At 70.3% G+C, this 19,468-nt stretch carries 17 protein-coding genes; 10 read left to right on the top strand and 7 right to left on the bottom strand.

Annotated features, from left to right (window positions below):
* Window positions 1–57: 57 nt before the first annotated feature.
* The gene (locus D1369_RS01370) at window positions 58–648 is read right to left on the bottom strand and encodes a TetR family transcriptional regulator (protein ID WP_037902539.1); all 591 of its coding nucleotides are present in this window, start codon (window positions 646–648) and stop codon (window positions 58–60) included.
* A gap of 73 nt (window positions 649–721) precedes the next feature.
* On the opposite strand from D1369_RS01370, the gene D1369_RS01365 reads away from it, so the two are divergent.
* On the top strand, window positions 722–1,531 hold the full coding sequence (locus D1369_RS01365; RefSeq protein WP_007386940.1) for an SDR family oxidoreductase: 810 nt from the start codon (window positions 722–724) through the stop codon (window positions 1,529–1,531).
* Between the two features lie 645 nt (window positions 1,532–2,176).
* On the opposite strand, the gene D1369_RS01355 is transcribed toward D1369_RS01365, so the two are convergent.
* Both D1369_RS01355 and D1369_RS01350 read right to left on the bottom strand, forming a co-directional pair.
* Window positions 2,177–3,358, bottom strand: a complete 1,182-nt coding sequence (locus D1369_RS01355; protein ID WP_037902542.1) for an amidohydrolase family protein — start codon at window positions 3,356–3,358, stop codon at window positions 2,177–2,179.
* A gap of 110 nt (window positions 3,359–3,468) precedes the next feature.
* A complete protein-coding gene (locus D1369_RS01350) occupies window positions 3,469–4,272 on the bottom strand; it encodes an FCD domain-containing protein (RefSeq protein WP_007386942.1) in 804 nt (267 codons plus the stop codon).
* Window positions 4,273–4,450: 178 nt separating this feature from the next.
* Here D1369_RS01350 and D1369_RS01345 point away from each other — a divergent pair, with 178 nt between their 5' ends.
* Window positions 4,451–5,290 (top strand): enoyl-CoA hydratase-related protein, encoded by an 840-nt coding sequence (locus D1369_RS01345; protein ID WP_037904054.1) that lies wholly within the window; start codon window positions 4,451–4,453, stop codon window positions 5,288–5,290.
* Window positions 5,287–5,877, top strand: coding sequence for a DUF2889 domain-containing protein (locus tag D1369_RS01340; RefSeq protein WP_007386944.1), 591 nt, complete (start codon window positions 5,287–5,289; stop codon window positions 5,875–5,877). The genes D1369_RS01345 and D1369_RS01340 overlap by 4 nt, the downstream gene beginning before the upstream one ends.
* Window positions 5,878–5,986: 109 nt before the next feature.
* Here D1369_RS01340 and D1369_RS01335 read toward each other — a convergent pair whose 3' ends face one another.
* The 3 genes from D1369_RS01335 to D1369_RS01325 all read right to left on the bottom strand — a co-directional run bounded on the left by D1369_RS01335 (window position 5,987) and on the right by D1369_RS01325 (window position 8,988).
* Window positions 5,987–7,174, bottom strand: coding sequence for a flotillin family protein (locus tag D1369_RS01335; protein WP_007386945.1), 1,188 nt, complete (start codon window positions 7,172–7,174; stop codon window positions 5,987–5,989).
* A 9-nt stretch (window positions 7,175–7,183) separates the two neighbouring features.
* Window positions 7,184–7,432, bottom strand: coding sequence for a hypothetical protein (locus D1369_RS01330; RefSeq protein ID WP_007386946.1), 249 nt, complete (start codon window positions 7,430–7,432; stop codon window positions 7,184–7,186).
* Between the two features lie 329 nt (window positions 7,433–7,761).
* Window positions 7,762–8,988 carry an acyl-CoA dehydrogenase family protein gene (locus tag D1369_RS01325; RefSeq protein ID WP_007386947.1) on the bottom strand — a complete coding sequence of 409 codons (1,227 nt, stop codon included), beginning with the start codon at window positions 8,986–8,988 and terminating at the stop codon, window positions 7,762–7,764.
* 111 nt (window positions 8,989–9,099) lie between these two features.
* Between D1369_RS01325 and fabG the strand changes: the two genes are divergently transcribed.
* From fabG to D1369_RS01300, 5 genes are read left to right on the top strand one after another with little or no spacing between them, the layout of a single operon-like run.
* Window positions 9,100–9,846: a 3-oxoacyl-ACP reductase FabG gene (gene fabG / locus D1369_RS01320; RefSeq protein ID WP_007386948.1), complete on the top strand. Its 747-nt coding sequence runs from the start codon at window positions 9,100–9,102 to the stop codon at window positions 9,844–9,846.
* Window positions 9,847–9,869: 23 nt separating this feature from the next.
* Complete coding sequence (locus D1369_RS01315; protein ID WP_205574454.1) at window positions 9,870–11,120, top strand: acetyl-CoA C-acetyltransferase; 1,251 nt, start codon at window positions 9,870–9,872, stop codon at window positions 11,118–11,120.
* Between the two features lies 1 nt (window position 11,121).
* A complete protein-coding gene (locus tag D1369_RS01310; RefSeq protein WP_118082202.1) occupies window positions 11,122–12,558 on the top strand; it encodes an OB-fold domain-containing protein in 1,437 nt (478 codons plus the stop codon).
* A complete protein-coding gene (locus tag D1369_RS01305) occupies window positions 12,558–13,766 on the top strand; it encodes an acetyl-CoA acetyltransferase (RefSeq protein ID WP_007386952.1) in 1,209 nt (402 codons plus the stop codon). Before D1369_RS01310 ends, D1369_RS01305 begins: the two co-directional genes overlap by 1 nt.
* Window positions 13,767–13,781: 15 nt before the next feature.
* Complete coding sequence (locus D1369_RS01300) at window positions 13,782–14,576, top strand: glucose 1-dehydrogenase (protein ID WP_118082201.1); 795 nt, start codon at window positions 13,782–13,784, stop codon at window positions 14,574–14,576.
* Window positions 14,577–14,650: 74 nt separating this feature from the next.
* Here the strand turns inward: D1369_RS01300 and D1369_RS01295 are convergent, their stop codons facing one another.
* Entirely contained in the window at window positions 14,651–17,347 is a 2,697-nt protein-coding gene (locus D1369_RS01295; RefSeq protein WP_118082200.1) for a branched-chain amino acid ABC transporter permease/ATP-binding protein, read from the bottom strand.
* A gap of 129 nt (window positions 17,348–17,476) precedes the next feature.
* On the opposite strand from D1369_RS01295, the gene D1369_RS01290 reads away from it, so the two are divergent.
* Both D1369_RS01290 and D1369_RS01285 read left to right on the top strand, forming a co-directional pair.
* A complete protein-coding gene (locus D1369_RS01290; protein WP_007386955.1) occupies window positions 17,477–18,721 on the top strand; it encodes an ABC transporter substrate-binding protein in 1,245 nt (414 codons plus the stop codon).
* An 11-nt stretch (window positions 18,722–18,732) separates the two neighbouring features.
* A complete protein-coding gene (locus D1369_RS01285; RefSeq protein WP_007386956.1) occupies window positions 18,733–19,458 on the top strand; it encodes an ABC transporter ATP-binding protein in 726 nt (241 codons plus the stop codon).
* Window positions 19,459–19,468 lie beyond the last annotated feature (10 nt).

Raw genomic sequence — 19,468 nt, 5'->3', positions numbered from 1 at the left:
CGGTCTTGGCCCTGGTCCCCACGTCGACGAGCGTGGTGGAGCTGGATGCGGCCGGTTTCAGGTGGGGCGGCGGATGGCCTGTACGGCGGTGTCGTACAGGTCGAACATGTCGACCTGTCCACCCAGGCGTACCCATTCCTCGTTGGCTGCCTGCAGGCAGACGATCGCTGCGGCTGCGATCGCGCGAGCTTGCAGGGGGCGGCGGTCGGAGTCGGGCAGTCGCGGTTCGATGTGCGGCGCGAACAGGTCCTGCCAGCGGGCTTGCTTCTCGCTGTGTCCGGCGCGTAGGGAATCGTTGCCGAACAGCAGCGTGATGAACTCCAGGCGGTCTTCGGCCGTTATGTCGATCTCCTCGAGCACGTGGAACGCCGCGCGCAGCGCCGTCCAGGCGTCCTCGTCGACCGGGCGCTCGTCGAGGCGCGCGGCGATCAGTTCGCCCTGTTCGTCCAGGCCGCTGAGCGCGAGGTCTTCCTTGTTGCGGAAGTAGTTGAACAGGGTTCGCCGGGAGACGCCCGCGGCCGCGGCGACCTCATCGAGCGTCGTGTTGTCGAAGCCCTTGGCGGCGAACAGCTCGATGGCGGTACGCGCCAGCAGTGATCGGACCACGGAGCGGGTCTGTTCCCGGATCGGGGCCGGTTTCTGAGTCATGCACCGATGGTACTTCGTCTCACTCTTTGCAGCGACTTGCACTCAGTGCAAAATCATGCGTAGAGTGAATGTCATGAACAAGATCGACTACCGCACCCAGACCACTTTGATCACCGGGGCGAGTGCCGGACTCGGCGCGGAGTTCGCCCGCCAGTTCGCCGAGCGCGGCTCGGACCTCGTGCTGGTCGCCCGCCGTGCGGACCGGCTTCAGGCCCTGGCCGACGAGCTGTCCGCGAAGTACCAGGTCACCGTCATGGTGGTGCCGTTCGACCTCACCGTGCCGGCCGCGGGTGAAGCACTGGCCAAGGAGGTGGCCCGGCGTGGGATCACCGTCACCAGCCTCGTCAACAACGCCGGTTTCGGCACCCACGCCCCCTTCCGCCAGGAGGACGCGGAACGCGTCCAGCAGGAGATCGGCCTGAATGTGGCCAGCCTGGTCGACGTCACCAGGGCGTTCATCGACCAGCTGACCGGTGTCCTGGTCAACGTCGCCAGCTCCCTCGGGTACCAGCCGTGGCCGAACGCCGCCGTCTACGGGGCGACCAAGGCCTTCGTGCTGAGTTTCACCGAGGCGCTGTGGCAGGAATCGCGAGGTACCGGCCTGCGCGTGCTCGCCCTCTCCCCGGGCCCGACCCGCACCGAGTTCTTCGACGCGGCCGGCTCCGACGACATGGCGCGCGGTGTCCGGATGCAGACCCCGCGCCAGGTGGTCACCACCGCACTGCGCACGCTGGACCGGCGCAACCCTCCGCCCAGCGTTGTCTCCGGCACCTTCAACTGGGTGATGACCCTGACCTCGCGCTTCGCCACCCGCCGAGCCAACGTTCTGGCCTTCGGCGCGATCACCCGGTGGCAGATGCGCTCGAGCCGGCCTGGACACTGACGTGCTCCGGACCACCGTCAATTGAGGACCCCGACCGACACAGCAGACTCCAGTCGGCGGCGAACGGCCACGTCAAGCCGCGGAAGCGCCGGACCAAGTTCCTGGAATTTGCAGCTTCTGCGCGGTCTCTGCTTGCCCGAGATCCCCATCACGTTGGGCCTGGCCTACCTCTCCGTCCTGAACACCGGGTCGGGCGGCGACCTGGTACAGGAGCTGCGGCAGCGCTTCGACGGCAAGCTGATCGTCAACAACCGCCCCCTCGGGGGGCGCAGACACCCCCCCCCGCGAGCAGGCGCTCCTGTTCTACGGGCTGGACGCCGAGGGCTACACCGACTACCCCTCCCTCGAAGCGGCCTGAGGCCCACAGGCGCGCCTGTCCATGCGGCAACCTCAGTCACCCAGGGACAGGGGCCCGATCGGCGCCACCGTGCCCGCCCCTTCGAGCCCTCGGTCACACCGGCGATCACCGGCTCGAGGACCGTCGGGTCCGTCAGGGCAACGCACCACCGTCGAGCGGTGCATCAACCGATTTCGCATCGCGGGCATCCGTCTCTGGTCTGCCCACTGATCCAGACGAAACCGCCTGGACGGATCTGAGCCCGGTACCGAATCCCGGTACCGGGCTCGCCTCTTGGAGCGCGCCGCTCAGCGGCTGATCAGCTGCTGGGCGTTGTTGAACATGATGTCGTCCTGAGCCGACTCGCCGAGTTCCGCGATGAGCTTGCGGAAGTCCGCCGGATTGGCCAGGCCCTCCGCGTGCGGGAAGTCGGAGCCCATGACGATGGACTCGTGGTAGCCGAGGCGCTTGACGACGTTCACGATGTCGTCCTCCGGATAGGGCACCACGCGGACGTGCTTGCGGAAGACCTGACTGGGGCGCTCGTCCAACTGCCCGCCGATCCAGGGGCCGTTACGGCCCATGCCGCGACTCTTGTCCATGTGGCGCACGAAGTGCGGCACCCACTCGGAGCCGAACTCGGACACCAGGACGTTGATGTCGGGGAACCGACCGAAGAGGTTGTCGAAGATCAGCGCGGACAGCGTCTCCTCGACGGGGCGCTGGCCGTAGGTGTTCTGCCACTGCCAGGCCGACATCCGGAAGTGGATGGGGTTCGGGTCGTAGCCCCAGGAGGGCGCCACCTGCGAGTTGTAGTAGAACTCGCTGATGTGGTAGCAGACGCTCGCCTTGGCCTCGTTGACCAGCTTCCAGAACGGGTCGAAGTACGGGTCGCCCGGCGAGCGGCCGTACACCGGGCCGGTGGGCAGCAGGATGAAGCGGGCCCCCTGGTTGAGGACGTACTCCAACTCCTTGACCGCGCTGGGCAGATCGCGCAGTGACAGCAGCGCGGGGGCGTAGATGCGGCCCTGGTGGTTGAAGCCCCAGACCTCGTTCATGTACCGGTTGAAGGAGTGGTAGTTGGCGTAGAGCGGCTCCACGCCCTTCACGTACTCCTCGGCGACCAGCGCCCAGCCGCCCGGGTAGATGATCGTCTGGTCCAGACCCTGCTCGTCCATGACGCGCAGCCGGGCCTCGCGGTTCTGGTACGACTCGTGCATCGGCTCGAACTGGTACGTCTCCTCGGGATTGCCCGAGGCCATCGCCTTGAGCATCTCCTTGAGCGAGCCGGGACGGTAGACCTGCCCGAACTCCGGCTCCAGGCATACGACGATGCGGTCCCCGGCGAGGATCACCTCCCGCCCGTCCGGCAGGGTCACCGGGGCGACGGCCGCACCGAGGAACTCCTTCGGAAGGTACCGGGTGAAGGAGTCCCGCTCCTCGTACATGTGCTGGTCGCAGTCGAAGATGGGCTTGCGCTGTTCGGCCATGGCGTCGCCTCCGGGCCCCAGGAACTATTCAGTACGCCTTCTATAATTATCTAACTGATTAGAGAGCGCAAGGGGGAAACGGAGGCGGGTCCGCCGCGAGGTGGAGCCGGTCAGTCCAGGAGTTCGAGCACCGTCTTGGGTCCCGCCGCGTTCACGACGTCGTCCGCGCTGGAGATGTGCCGCTGCCACAGCTTCTCGGCCTCGTCCGCCTTTCCGGACTCGATCAGGCCGACCATCCGCACATGTGCCCGGTGTCCCTTGAGGGCCTGCGTCTTCTGGGCTTCGGCATCTGCGGCGCCCGCCGTGTACGAGGCGTTGGCCCGGTCGATGATGTTGCGCAGCATGCCGCACAGCAGGATCAGGGTCTGGTTGCCGGTGAGTTCGACCAGCAGGGCGTGGAAGGCGTCCTGCGCGTCGACCAGGGCGAGCGGGTCGTCGAGGACGGCTTTCTCGGCCGCCACCGCGTCACGCAGCCGCTTGATGTCGTCGGCCGTGTGTTTGGTGGCGAGCTGGCGGGCGCAGGGCGGCTCGATGAGGGCCGCGGCGCGGTAGATGTCGCCCAGGGTCGCGCCCCGGTACTCGAGGATCAGGCCGGCGAAGCGGGCGGCGACGTCCGAGTCCGGAGCGCTCACCCGGGCACCGCCGTGGGCGCCGCGGCGCACCGTGATCAGGGACTCCGACTCCAGCACTCGGAACGCCTCGCGCAGCGTGGGCCGCGAGATGCCGAACTGCTCCATCAGGCCCGACTCCGGGGGCAGTGCGTCGCCGGGCTTCAGCTCGCCCCGTACGATCTGGCGACGCAGGTGGGCGGCGACCAGCTCGGCGGTCTTCGGCACCCGCACCTGACGTCCGACGCGACTGCGGGCGGGGACCGGCACGGTCGCCGTTTCTGCGGTGCGGGCTGCCTCGGCCACGGTGGGCTCCTCGTATAGCTAAATGAATCGTCTTAGTGCATCGAGGGTACCAGGTCAAGTCCTCAGTGATCTTCCCCGTGCACGACCTGATCTGGCGCCCTGGCGGTCGTTGGGTATATAGATGATTCATCTATCTATAAAGCCGGTCCAGCCGACGGATACCGCGGGAGTGACCTCGATGACCGAGAATCCGGCCCCGGAGATCCTCACCGATCTCACCGACGACGGGGTCATGCTGCTGACCCTGAACCGGCCCGAGCGGCACAACGCCTGGACGCTGGAGATGGAGCTGCTCTACAACGAACTGTTCGACCGGGCGGAGCACGATCCGCAGGTGCGGGCCGTCGTGCTCACCGGCGCCGGGCGCAGCTTCTGCCCGGGCATGGACATGAGCGTCCTGGACGCCGCCTCGTCTGGCGCCCGCCCCTGGCCGACCGACCAGCTGCCCCCGCGCACCCGGCCCATGTCCTTCCCGAAGCCCGTGGTGGCGGCCGTCAACGGCGCCTGCGCAGGCATCGGGTTCAATCAGGCCCTGATGTGCGACGTCCGGTTCGCCGTGCCACACGCCAAGTTCGCCGCCGCCTTCAGCGCACGCGGGCTGGTGGCCGAGGACGGCGTGTCCTGGATCCTGCCCCGGCTGGTCGGCTACGGCAACGCCGCCGACCTGCTGCTGTCCTCGCGCCGGATCAACGGGACGGAGGCCCTGGCCATGGGGCTGGTCAACCGCCTCGTCGAACCGCAGGACCTGCTCCCGGCGGCCCTCGCGTACGCGAGTGAACTGGCCCGATCGGCCAGCCCGTACGCGATGTCCCTCATCAAGCGGCAGCTCGCCGACGACCAGGCGAGGACCTTCACCGAGAGCCGCGACCACGCTGCCGCCCTTCTCGCCACGGCGAAACGCGCCCCGGACTACCGCGAGGGCGTACGCAGCTTCATCGAGCGCCGGCCGCCGGAGTTCGCGGGGCTGGGGGAGACCCCGGCCGTGGCCCCGGCGCTTGCGCAGGAGGCGTCGTCGTGACCCGCTCCGAACTTCCGCTGCACCGCCGCACGATCACCGTCACCGCGTACGCGGAAGGCGGCGACGAGATCTCGGTCGAGGCCGAACTGAGCGACGTGCGCCCCTGGGCGGAGCCGTCGGCCGGCGTCGTCCACCGGATGGCACTCTCCGTGCGCGTACGCCTGACCGACATGGTCGTCGTGCACGCCGACGCGGACATGCGGACCTTCCCGCACGCCGAGTGCCCGTTGATCACCCCGGTGTTCGACGGCCTGGTCGGACTCAGCGTCGCCGCCGGTTACAACCGGGCCATCCAGGAGCGGTTCCGCGGGGTGTCCGGCTGCTCCCACCTGCACGAGCTGGCCCGCGCCCTGGGCCCCGCGGTGGTGCAGGCGGCCATCTCGGCGAACGCGGGCCTGCGGTACGCCGGCGAGCAGTCCCAGGGTCCGCGCTCCACGGCGGGCGTGCTGAACAGCTGCCACGTCTGGGCGCCGGACGGCGTGGGCCTGCGCAAGCTGGACATGGGCTGGGTCCCGGGGACCGGGCCGCGTCCGGTGCCGCCGCTCAGAACCTTCGAGCAACGGGAATCGGGGGCGTCCGGCGCCTGAATGCGGGGGGAGGCCCCTCGGGGAAGCCCGGGCCGAGCGAGAGGTGGGCGGTCGAGGCATATCGGTCGACACGCCCCGCCTCATCACCCTGACCCCGGCAGGGGAGCCATCAGTCGACGTTGACCGGGCCGTCGTCCGCCTTGCCGTCCTTGCGCGAGTGCAACTGCAGCAGGCCGTTGCCGCCGCTGTCCGCGGGACGGTTGCTGTCGGAGGAGTCCGGGCCGCTCAGGTTCTGCCGGACCGAGTCGAGGATCGTCAGGCCCTGGGACACCAGACCGGCGGCGATCTCGCCGAGCCCGTCGGCGCCGTTGAGGACGTTGACGTTGGCACCGGCGAGGCCGCCCGCGGCCTCCTTCACGATCAGCGGGAGCTGGTCGATCAGCATCCGGTCGAGCGCGACCCGGTCGTAGGAGGCCGCCGCCTCCGCCTGGATCTTCATGCGCTGCGCCTCGGCGGCCGCGAGCACCCTGATCCGTTCGGCCTCGGCCTCGGCGGGCTTCACGATCTCGGCCACCAGCTGCTGCTGGCGCAGCTTCGCCTGCCGCAGGGCCAGTTCCGTCTGCGCGTCGAGCACCTCCTGCTGGGCGTGCGCCTGCGCCAGCGGCCCGGCCTGCGCGGCCCGCGCCTGGGCACGGTCCACCTCGGCCGAGTACTCCGCCCTGACCACGGCGGTCTGCCGGGCGTACTCGGCCTGGTTGCGGGCCGCCACCTGCTCCGCCTCGACCGAGGCCTGGGTGGCCTGGGCCTGGGCGATCTGCGCCTGCCGCTGGATGGCCGCCTTGTGCGGTGCGGACATCGCGTCGATGTAGCCGGTGTCGCCGTCGTCGATCGACTGGATCTGCAGCGAGTCCACGATCAGGCCGATCTTGGCCATCTCGGTCTTCGAGGTGTCCAGGACCTCCGCGGCGAGCTTCTGCCGCTCGGTGACGATCTCCTCGACCGTCATCGAGCCGATGATGGCCCGCAGGTGACCTGCGAAGATCCGGCCGGTCAGCACCGACATCTGGTCCTGGTCGGAGAGGAACCGCTGACCCGCGTTGATGATGCTCTCGTGGTCGTTGCCGACCTTGAAGGCGATGACCGCACGGACGTGCAGTGAGATGCCCTGCCTGGTCACACAGGTCTCGGTGACCTCGGCCTCGCACATCGACAGGGTGAGGAATCTGGTCTTGCGGAAGATCGGGAGCACAAATTTGCCGTGCCCTGTCACCACTCGGAACGGCGCGCCCCCCAGTCCCCGCCGTCCCCCCGAGATCAGCATCGCCTCGTCGGGAGCGGGAACGCGGTATCCGAACATCGTTACTCCTCAGCCGGCGCCGGCGGGATCGCCGAGCGCGTCCAATGGATCCGCCCACTCGATGACGCCGACCGCGCGGCAGCCACGCGACTCGATCACGAGCACGGTCGCTCCGGTGGGCAGGGGATCCTCGGACCAGGCGAGGAAGGTCTCCGAGCCGCCTCTGACGCGCACGAGGATCTCGCCGGGGCCCGCGGAGCCGCGGGTTCCGATGAGCAGCTTCCCCGTGCAGCCGATCACGGCCTCGTCCTGCGGCATTCCGGCCGCCCTTCATCGTCTGGCCCCAGGATCCCGACGATAGACCCACTGCGGCCGGGGGCCCAACGGGCATGACGATCCGACCCGCCGGGCGTTGGTCGTCCCGTCTGCGAGGTGGTCCACCGGGTGTCGGTTGTCCGGCTTGCGAGGTGGCCCACCGGGTGTCGGTTGTCCGGCTTGCGAGGTGGTCCACCGGGCGTCGGTTGTCGCGCTTGTGACGTGGTCCATCGGGCACCGTTTGTTCCGCTGACGGGGCGGTCCGCCGGGCGCCGGTCGTCCCGCCTGCGACGCGCCCCCTCGCCGCAGTCGGCGCAGCCCCCGACCGCGTTCTAACCCGCCGCTGCCCTCGGCTCACGCGGCAGCCCCAGCACCTTCTCCGCGAGGATGTTCCGCTGTACCTGGGAGGTCCCCGCGTAGAGGGTGCCGGAGCGGGCGATGAGGTAGGTCGTCGACCAGGACGCCGAGGAGTTCGCGGCGCCTGGGTCGTCGGTGCGGTAGGTGCGCAGGGGCGGGCGGCCGACCGGCACCTGGCCGTGCAGGCCCATGATGTCCATCGCCAGATCGGTGACCTTGGTGTGGTACTCGCTCCAGTACAGCTTGGCGATCGACGACTCGGGGCCGGGCTCGGCGCCCTTGAGCCAGCCCGTGAGGATCCGGTAGCCGAGATAGCGCATGATCTCGACCTTGGACCAGCACCAGGCGATGCGCTGCCGGATCACCGGGTCCTGGTCCTTGCCGTACAGCCGGGCCAGCTCGACGAGGCGTTCCACCTCCGCCTTGAAGAGGATCGGGTTGGTGGCCGCCTCTTCCCCGCGCTCCACGCCGAGCAGGCTCTGGGCGACGGTCCAGCCGTTGTCGACGCCGCCCACGACGAGGTCTGCGCGGGTGCGGGCGCCGTTGAAGAAGACCTCGTTGAAGTGCAGCTGCCCGCTCATCATGCGGAACGGCCGTACCTCGACGCCGGGCTGGTCGAGCGGGACGAGGAGGAAGGAGATGCCGCGGTGCCTGGGGGCGTCGGGGTTCGTGCGGGCCAGGACGAAGATCCAGTCGCTGTGATGGGCGCCGGAGGTCCACACCTTCTGGCCGTCGATCACCCACTCCTCACCGTCACGTACCGCGCGCGTCCTCAAGGAGGCCAGGTCGGAGCCCGCGTCCGGTTCCGAGTACCCCTGGCACCAGGTGTCCTCGCCACTGGGGATGCGGGGGAGGAAGTGGGCCTTCTGCTCGTCCGTGCCCCAGCGCAGCAGCGTGTTGGCCAGCATCTTCACGCCGAAGGTGTCCTGCGGCAGCCCGAACGGCACACCGGCCAGCGCCAGTTCCTCCATCAGCACCACCTGGTGGAGCTTGGTGAGGCCCCGGCCGCCGTACTGCTCGGGCCAGGTCAGGGAGAGGTAGCGGCGCTCGGCCAGCAGGCGGCGCCAGTCCCGGGCGAAGGCCCAGGCCGCCTCCTCGTCGAGGGCGCCGATGCCCGTCCAGTCCGGTGGCAGTGTCTCGGCGAGGAACGCCCTGACCTCGGTGCGGAACGCTTCGGTCTCGGGGGGATAGCTGATGTCCACCTGCGTACTCTCCTCGTCCGGTCCCGCGCACAGCCCCGTCGCTGTATTGATTGTTTCAGCATAATAGGTTATCTATTTGAGAGGAATAGCGTCGAGCCAGGGCGGGCTGACATGGGACTGCTGGACGGCCGGAACGCGGTGATCACCGGCGGCGCACAGGGCATCGGCTTCGAGATCGCCGGAGTCCTCGGCGCCGAGGGGGCGTCCGTCGTCCTCGGCGACATCAACGAGGACGCGGCGGCGGAAGCCGCCGAACGCCTCGCCAAGAACGGCGTGGCAGCCACCTCGCTGCGCTGCGACGTCACCGACGAGGACGAGGTCGCCGCCCTCGTCGCCCACGGCACCGACATCTTCGGACCGGTCGCCGTCATGGTCAACAACGCCGGGATCACCCGGGACGCGACCCTGCGCAAGATGGCTCTCGCCGACTTCCGTGCCGTTGTCGACGTGCACCTGACCGGCGCCTGGAACGGCACTCGGTACGCCGCCGAGGCGATGCGCGCGCACGGTCAGGGCGGCAGCATCGTCAACATCTCCTCCATCGCCGGCAAGGTCGGCAACTTCGGGCAGACCAACTACAGCGCCGCCAAAGCGGGACTCGTCGGCCTCACCAAGGCCTCCGCCAAGGAACTCGCCCGGGCCGGGATCCGCGTCAACGCCGTCCAGCCCGGTCTGATCCGCACCGCCATGACCGAGGCGATGCCCAAGGCCGCCTGGGACGCGAAGCTCGCGGAAATTCCCATGGGACGTGCCGGAGAGCCCGCCGAGGTGGCCCAGGTCGTCCTGTTCCTCGCTTCCGACCTGGCGAGCTACGTCACCGGGGCCGTGGTCGAGGTCACCGGCGGCCGGTACATGTGACCCCTCATGAAAGGCAACTGCTGATGCCCGCCCTCCTGCGTGACGCGGTGATCTGCGAACCCGTGCGTACCCCCGTCGGCGGCTACGGCGGCGCCCTCCGCGACGTGACGGCGGCCGAACTCGCCGCCACGGTCGTACGCGCCGTACTGCAACGCACCGGCATACCGCCCGCGGCCGTGGACGACGTCCTGCTCGGCCAGTGCTACCCCAACGGCGAGGCCCCGGCCATCGGCCGCGTGGCCGCCCTCGACGCCGGTCTGCCCGTGCAGGTACCGGGACTGCAGATCGACCGTCGCTGCGGCTCCGGACTGCAGGCGATCATCACTGCGGCCATGCAGGTGCAGACCGGTGCGAGCGACCTCGTACTGGCCGGGGGCGTCGAGTCCATGAGCCAGGCCGAGTTCTACACGACCGGTGTGCGCTGGGGCGTGCGCGGGGCCGGCACCACCCTGCACGACCGGTTGGCGCGCGGGCGCGTCACCTCGGGAGGGGTCAACCACCCCGTCCCCGGAGGCATGTTGGAGACCGCCGAGAACCTCCGGCGCGAGTACGCCATCCCCCGCGAGGAACAGGACGAACTCGCCCTGCGCTCCCACGAGAAGGCCGTCGCGGCCCAGCGCGAGGGCAGGTTCACGGACGAGATCGTGCCGGTCACCGTACACAGCCGCAAGGGCGAAACGGTCGTCGACACCGATGAACACCCGCGCCCCGACTCCTCGTTGGAGAAGCTCGCGACGCTGCGTCCCGTGCTCGGCCGCCAGGACCCGGAGGCCACCGTCACCGCGGGCAACGCCAGCGGTCAGAACGACGGCGCCGCGCTGTGCGTGGTGACCCACCCCGAGCGTGCCGCCGAACTCGGACTGCGTCCGCTGGGCCGCCTCGTCTCCTGGGCCGTCGTCGGCGTACCACCGGAGACGATGGGCATCGGCCCCGTACCCGCCACCGTGCGGGCCCTGGAGCGAGCCGGGCTGAAGCTCGCCGACATCGACCTGATCGAACTCAACGAGGCCTTCGCCGCCCAGGTACTGGCCTGCACCCGCGAATGGGGCCTGACCGAGAGCGACTTCGAGCGGTTCAACGTCAACGGCTCCGGCATCTCGCTGGGCCACCCCGTCGGCGCCACCGGCGGCCGCATCCTCGCCACCCTGCTGCGCGAACTGGACCGCCGCCAGGCCCGCTACGGCCTGGAGACCATGTGCCTCGGCGGCGGTCAGGGCCTGGCCGCGGTCTTCGAACGGCCGACCGACGCAACCCACGCTCATGGAGGACGCTGACATGCCCGGACTGATCGCATACGGCGCCTACGTGCCGTACCACCGCCTCGCGAGGACGGATGTCGCGGCCGCCCTGGGCGGCAAGGGAGGCAAGGGAACCCGCGCGGTCGCGGGCTACGACGAGGACACCACGTCCATGGCCGTCGAGGCGGCTCGCGGCGCCCTGGACCGTGACGGCCTGCGCGCCCGCGTCAGCCAGCTCTTCCTCGCCACCGCAGCACCTGCCTACCTCGACAAGACCAACGCCACCGCCGTCCACGCCGCGCTCGGCCTCGACCCGCACGTGCTCGCCGCCGACATGGCCGGCTCCGTGCGCTCCGGCCTCGGCGCCCTGGTGACGGCCGCCCGGTCCCCGGTACCGACCTTGACGGTCCTGTCCGACCTGCGCACCGGCCTGCCCGGCGGCACCGACGAGGTCGCGGGCGGCGACGGCGCGGCGGCGTTCGTGTTCGGCGGGCACCGCAACGGGGCCCCGGTCATCGCGGAGTTGCTCGCCCACGACACGGTCAGCGACGAGATCCTCGACCGCTGGCGGCTGCCGAGCACGTCCGTCTCCCGGGTCTGGGAGGAGCGCTTCGCCGAGGAGATCTACGTGTCCCTCGCGGAAAAGGCGCTCACCGCGGCCCTCGACCACGCGGCGGTCGACATCGGCTCGATCGACCACTTCGTGGTCGCTGGGCTGCACGCGCGCGCGTGCGCGGCGGTCCGGCGCACCGCCGGAGTCCGCCCCGAGGCGGTGACCCCGGACCTGGCCGGAGTGATCGGCAACGCCGGCACCGCCCAGCCCGGACTGCTCCTCGCCGACGTCCTCGACCGGGCCCGGCCCGGCGAGCTCATCGCCCTCGTCGTGCTCGGCGACGGCGCCGGAGTCCTCCTGCTGCGCACCACCGACGCACTCCCCGTACACCGCGCGGCCCGCCCGGTCGCCGCCCAGATCGCCGCAGGCAGCGCCCCGATGCCGTACGCCACCTACCTGTCCTGGCGCGGTCTCCTCGACCGCGAACCACCCCGCCGGCCGGACCCCGAGCCGCCCTACGCCCCGCCCGCACACCGGCGCACCGGATGGAAGTACGGCTTCGTCGCCTCCCGTTGCGAGAAGTGCGCCACCCGGCACCTGCCGCCGGACCGGGTGTGCACCTCGTGCCGGAGCGTCGACGCCATGACCGACGAGCCGATGGCACACGTGCGCGGCACGGTGGCCACGTTCACCGTCGACCGGTTGGCGGCAACACCGAGTCCGCCGATGCTCGTCGTGGTCGTCGACTACGACGGAGGCGGCCGGTTCCGCTGCCAGCTGACCGACGCCACCGAGGCGGACGCCGTCATCGGGGCCCGGGTGGAGATGACGTTCCGGCGCACGGTCACCGCGTCCGGCGTCCACAACTACTTCTGGAAGGCCCGGCCGGTGCGCATGGGCGAGACCGAGGGGACACACTGATGGGCTCGCACGGAATCAGGGACCGGGTCGCGATCGTCGGCATGGGCTGCACGCCCTTCGGCGAGCACTGGACCCGCTCGGCGGACGACCTGCTGATCGACGCCGTCGGTGAGGCGGTCACCTCGGCCGGCATCACCCTCGACGACATCGACGCGTACTGGTTCGGCACCCAGGCCTCCGGCGTGTCCGGACTGACGCTGAGCCGGGCGCTCCACCTGCCCGACAAGCCGGTCACCCGCGTCGAGAACATGTGCGCGACGGGCTCCGAGGCCCTGCGCAACGCCTGCTACGCCGTCGCCTCCGGGGCGTACGACGTGGCGATGGCCGTCGGTGTGGAGAAGCTCAAGGACTCCGGCATGTCCGGGCTTTCCGGTACGGCCATCCCGGGCGCGGGAGACGACAGCCGCGGGGAGATCACCGCCCCGGCGAACTTCTCCCTCCTGGCCCCCGCCTACGCCGCCAAGTACGGCCTGGCGGAGGAGGACATGAAGGACGTCATCACCCGCATCGCCTGGAAGAACCACGTCAACGGGGCCCGCAACCCGCGCGCACAGTTCCGCAAGGAGGTGCCGCTGGAGCGCATCCGGTCGGCTCCGATCGTCGCGGGCATGCTGGGCGTGTTCGACTGCTCGGGCGTCTCGGACGGCTCGGCGGCGGCGATCGTCGTGCGTGCCGAGGACGCCTACAAGTACACCGACAAGCCGATCTTCGTGAAGGCGCTGTCCTTCGTCGCCGGTCCGGCGGACGGGCTCCTCGACCCGGAGTACGACTTCACCACCTTCCCCGAGGTCGTCGCCTCCGCACGGGAGGCCTACCGCCAGGCGGGCATCACCGATCCGCGCGCCGAGCTCGCCCTCGCTGAGGTCCATGACTGCTTCACACCCACGGAGTTGGTGCTGATGGAGGACCTGGGCTTCTCCGAGCGCGGTCAGGGCTGGAAGGACGTCACCAGTGGGGCGTTCGACCTGGACGGCTCGCTGCCGGTCAACCCGGACGGCGGCCTGAAGGCCTTCGGCCACCCCATCGGCGCCTCCGGCCTGCGCATGATGTTCGAGGCGTGGTTGCAACTACGGGGCGAGGCACCGGCCGAACGGACCCTGAAGTCCGTGGCCGAAGGACGCTCGCTCGCCCTGACCCACAACCTCGGCGGCGGACCCGGCGAGTGCGTCTCGTTCGTGTCGGTCGTCGGCAGCCAGCTCACCGAGTAGAACAGGCGGTTCGCGATGACGCGACTCCAGGACAAGATCGCCGTCGTCACCGGGGCCGCGTCCGGCATCGGCGCGGCCACCGCACGCCGGCTGGCGGCCGAGGGCGCCCACACGGTGGTCGCCGACCTGAACCTCGACGGTGCCAAGGCGGTGACGGAGGAGATCCGCGCCGCCGGCGGCTCCGCGACGGCGGTCCCGGTCGACCTCGGCGACACCGAGAGCGTGCGGGCCATGGTGGCCGCGGCGGTCGAGACGTACGGCGGTCTCGACGTCCTCCACAACAACGCGGCGGCCACCCACCTGGCCGCCCGTCAGGACCTCGCCGTCGTGGAGGCAGACCCGGCGGTCTGGGACGACACCATGCGCATCAACCTGCGCGGGACCATGGTCGCCATCCAGACCGCCGTCCCGCACATGATCTCCCGCGGCGGCGGCTCCATCATCAACACCTCGTCAGGCGCCGGCCTCTCGGGCGATCTGCGCAACCCGGCGTACGGCGCCTCGAAGGCCGCCCTCATCAACCTCACGCAGTACGTCGCCACCCAGTACGGCAAGCAGGGCGTGCGCTGCAACGCCATCGCGCCGGGGTTCATCGTCACCCCGGCCAGCTCCGGTTCGGCGCACGGGGCGATCCGTGAGGCGATGCTGCGCCATCACCTCACGCCCCGCCTGGGGCGCCCGGAGGACGTCGCGTCGGCGGTCGTCTTCCTCGCCTCCGACGAGTCGGCGTTCATCACCGGCCACACCCTGCGCGTGGACGGTGGCCTGCTGTCCCATCAGCCGTATGTCGCGGATCTGCGCGACGCCTGACACGGTTCCCGCCACTGCCGCCGGAGGCGCTGAGATCAGCGCCTCCGGTTCTCGGCGTCCCCGGGACGGGAGGCTCAGGCCAGTGCCTCCGGCTCCAGGTCGCCCAGGTAGGCCGCCCGTACCGCCGGATCGCGCCGGACCTCCTCCGGCGTACCGGCGCAGATCCGGCGTCCGAAGTCGAGGACCACGACCTGGTCGCAGACGCTCATCACCATGTCGACGTCGTGCTCGACGAGCAGCACCCCCATGCCCCAGTCCTCGGCGAGCCGCCGTACCAGGTGGGCCAGTTCCCGGGTCTCGTCGTCTGACAGGCCGGCCGCCGGTTCGTCGAGGAGCAGCACGGACGGCGAGGCCGCAACGGCGCGGGCGATGGCCAGCAGCCGGCGCTCTCCGTACGACAGGTCGCCCACCGGCCGGTCCAAGCTGTCCTGGAGGCCGAACTCCCGTACCGCGACGAGCACATGGGCAGGCAGCGGGCGGCTGCCGGGACGGACCAGGTCCATGAGGTACGCCCATCGGCCGGGCCGGTCGCAGGCCGCGTACAGGTTGTCCAGGACGGTCATGTCCTCGAACAGCTCCAGGGACTGGAACGACCGGCTCAGACCGGCGTTGGCCCGCCGGTGGACCGGCAGCCGGGTCGCGTCCCGATCGCCGAGGCGCACACTGCCCGAGGCGGCTCGGGTGAAGCCGGTGACCGCGTCGATGGCGGAGGTCTTGCCGGCACCGTTGGGACCGATGAGCCCCACGACCTGGCCCGGTCCGACGTCCAGTGAGAGCCCGTCGACGGCGACGACACCGCCGTAGCGGACGGTGAGGTCCCGTACCTGGAGGGGGAGCGGGGCGGCCCGGGTCACGGTCGAAGCGGCCGACGGATCATCCTTCGGGACGGTCGCAGGGCGCTTCGGGGGCAGATTGCGTCGGTTTCCCGTCGACCGTGTGCCGAGCCCCTTGCCGATGCCGTCCTGGTTGCCCACCAGCGTCAGCACCAGGATGATCCCGCCGATCAGCGGCATCCACGCGCTGAGCCCGGGCAGTACGAGGTCTCCGAACCGGGCGCCCACCGTGCCCGCGGCGAAGGTCGCGCCGAACAGTGGACCGACGAGGAAACCGACGCCGCCGATGACCGCGAGGCCGAGCGCGGTGATGGAGCCGAAGCTCGCGAAGTCGGACAGGACGACCGAGGTCGAGCGGAAGCCGGTGAGCACTCCGGCGAGCGCGGCGATGGCCGCGGACAGACCGAACGCGTAGAGCTTGGCGGCGCGGACGTCGATGCCGAGGGCGGCGGCGGCCCGTTCGTTGGCCCGTACGGCGATCAGCCGGCGGCCGGTCCGGCTGCGCCGCACGTTGGCGACCACGAGCGTGGCGGCGACGAACAGCACGAGCACCACGGCGGCGTACCGCTGCGGATGGTCGACGCCGGAGATGCTGATCCCGAAGAGTGTCTGCTTGCCGACTGCGATGCCGTCGCTGCCGGGGGTCGTCGACAGGTCGGTGTTCTGGAAGACCATCGCCTCCAGCGTGGTGCCGAGGCCGAGGGTGATGATCGCGAGATTGACGCCGCGGGTGCGCACGGCGGGGAGGGCGAACAGCAGGCCGATCGGCACGGTCCCCAACACCCCTGCCAGCAGGGCGAGTTCGAACGGCCATCCCCAGTCGGCCGCCGCGTGTCCGGCGAGGAAGGCGCCGGTCCCGGCGAGTGCGTAGGCCGCGAGGGAGACCTGTCCCGCGTACCCGGTGACGACGACGATCGACAGGATGATCAGCGACAGCACCAGGGTGGTGGTGATCGCGTCGGCCCACAGCGGTGTCGCCAGGCTCACCAGCGACAGCCCGGTCACGACAGCGAGTGCCAGCGGCAGGGGGCGGACCTTCCCGGTGCCCAGACCGGGCAGCCGGTCCAGGAACGTGCCGCGCAGCGGCAGCGCCCGGCCGCGTGCGACCAGCACCAGGGCGATGAACAGGAAAGGGACCGAGGCGGCGAGCCCGGTGACGTCGGAGCCGAAGCGGGTCAGTTCGGACTGCACGACGCCGATGACCAGACCACCCGTCAGCGTGACGGGGAACGAGGAGAACCTGCCGACCAGGGCGGCTGCCAGGGCGCTCAGCAGGAGGGTGGTCAGCCCGGTCACCGACAGACCGATGACTGGCACGATCAGGATGCCCGTCAGCCCCGCGAGCGCCGAGCCCAGCGCCCAGTTGCCGGTGGCGATCAGGTCCGGGGACCAGCCGAGCGAGGCGGCAGCGCCCTCGTTCTCCGCGACAGCGCTGGTGCCCAAGCCGAACAGGGTGCGCTTGTAGAGCAGGTGGAGAAGCACGGTCACCGCGACCGCGATGCCGATCAGCCACACGCGGTCCTCGGAGACCGTCGCCCCGGCGATCGTCAGCAGCTTGGTGGGCAGTCTGCCCGGCACCAGCTCCAGGCTGTCGCCGTAGCGCTTGACGGCGATCGCGGTGAGCACGATGAAGACCGCCAGGGTGCCGACCAGGCGGGCCAGTGAGGACGCGCTGCGCAGCGGGCGAAGCACCAGCAGGTGGGTGAGCACGCCAAGCACCGCGGAGGTGAGCACGCCGCAGGCGGTGGCGGGCCAGTACGCCACGCCGTGCTGGCCGACGAGCTCCCACTGGACATAGGCCCCGGCCATCCCGATCGCGCCGTGCGCGAAGTTCAGGACGCCGGAGCCCCGGTAGACCAGCACGATGCCGTGCGCGGTGAGCGCGTAGAGGGCGCCGAGCCCGAGGCCGAGCAGGGCGAAACGCAGGACGTCGTCCATCGAGGAACCTCCCGAGGGCAGGAGCGAGACAGCATATTCATTTAAATAATTGTGCCGAGAGTACTTCACTAACCACAAAACGCACCCCATGCTGTTCGGCATCTCGACGACGAGCACAGCGGAGGAACCATGAACCACTCACGCCGACGCAGAACAGCCGCAGCGAGCGCTCTCGCGATGACCGGAGCCCTGCTCGCCGCCGGCTGCGGGGGAGAGGCGGCCGGCAGTTCGAAGGAGGAGACCTCTGCCCTCAAGGGCACACCGGTCAAGGTGATGGTCTGGACGCCGGAGGAGACCCAGGGCAGCGCCCAGCCCGGAGTCCGGCTCACCGCCCAGGCCTACGAGAAGTGGATCAACGCCAACGGCGGGATCAAGGGCGCCCCGCTGAAGGTGCTCACCTGCAACGAGAAGAACAACCCCGACGAGGCCGAGAAGTGCGCCCAGCAGGCGGTCGCCGAGAAGGTGGTCGCGGTGGTGGGCTCCTACAGCCTCGCCGGTGACCGCTACATGCCCATCCTGCAGAAGGCAGGCATCCCGTACCTCGGCGGCACCGGCGTCTCGGCGGCCGAGTTCTCCAACCCGCTGTCGTTCCCGGTCAACGGCGGCACCCCGGTGGTGTTCGCGGCCCACGGGCGGCAACTGGTGCAGAACGGCTGCAAGAAGATCTCCGGCGTGCGCTACGACGTGGCCGCCGCCGCCGTCGTCTCGCAGTTCCTCACCGTCGGCGCCCTCTCCGCCGGAGGTGCGGCGCCCAAGGACATCAAGGTGCCGCTCACCGCCACCGACCTCGCCCCGCAGGTCGCCGCCGCTACCAAGGGCAGCGACTGCGTGAGCGTCATCATGGGCACCGCCTCGGGCCTGTTCGTGAAGTCGTACGTGCAGTCGGGCGCCAAGACGAAGCTCGGCAGCGTCGTCGGCAACCTGACCCCGCAGCTCGCCGAGAGCACCGGCGGAGCGGGCGGCCCGCTGGAGGGCGCCGCGATCACCGGCTACTTCCCACCGACCTCCGACTCAGCCTGGAAGGACTTCCTCGCGGCCACCAGGGGCGACAAGGACATCGACACCACCAACGGTGCCAACGAGACGACGTGGGTGGCCTTCAAGGTCTTCACCGAGGCCGCCAAGAAGCTCCCGACGATCACGGCGAAGGCCCTGGTGCAGGAGCTCGACACCAACCCGGGCATCGACACCGGCGGACTGACCCCGCCGCTGAGCTGGAAGGCGTCCACGGCCCTGCCGATCAAGGGCCTCGACCGCATCCACAACACCACCGCCACCGAACTGACCATCCGCGACGGGAAGATCGAGTGGGCCAAGCCCGGATCGACCTTTGTCGACGTCCGCAAGGTCCTGACGGCGATGTCGTCCGGCTGAGGAGCAGGCCCGTGCCCGACACCGACACATCCCTGATCGAAGCACTCTCGCTGTCCGCCGGATACGGCAGCCGGCCCGTCGTACGCGACCTCGACCTGGAGGTCCGCCCCGGCGAGGTCGTCGCCCTGCTCGGCCCCAACGGCGCCGGCAAGACCACCACCCTCCGAGCGCTGTCGGGCAGCCTCGCCCCGATGGGCGGCGAGGTGCGCTGGCTGGGCGAAACCGGCCGCGCACCGCTGCACCGCCGGGCTCGCGAGGGCCTGGCGTACGTCGGTGAGCGGGCGGTGTTCACCCGGCTCGACACCGCGGACAACCTGCGGGTCGGCCGGGTGAGGACCCAGCAGGCGCTGGAACTCTTTCCCGAGCTCGAAAGGCGCCTCAGCACCGGCGCGGGCATGCTGTCCGGCGGCGAGCAGCAGATGCTGTCGCTGGCCCGCGCCCTGTGCCGCGCGCCCAAGCTGCTCCTCGCGGACGAACTCTCCCTCGGTCTCGCCCCGTTGGTGGTCGACCGCCTCCTGCGTGCGGTGCGCGAGGCGGCCGACCGCGGCCTCGGCGCGCTGCTGGTCGAACAGCACGTGCGCAAGGTGCTGGACATCGCCGACCGCGTCTACGTCCTGCACCGCGGCCGCGTCACCATGACCGGCACCCCGGCAGAACTGCGCGGCAACCTCGACGCGATCGAGTCGTCGTACCTCGCGCAAGCCACAGCGGAAAAGACCACGTACGCAACTGATTGAGGTGAACGCT

The sequence above is a fragment of the Streptomyces sp. CC0208 genome, assembly GCF_003443735.1.
Lineage (GTDB): Bacteria > Actinomycetota > Actinomycetes > Streptomycetales > Streptomycetaceae > Streptomyces > Streptomyces sviceus.
Note: the sequence above shows the minus strand (reverse complement) of the source record. Positions and strands in the feature narration are given on the sequence as shown.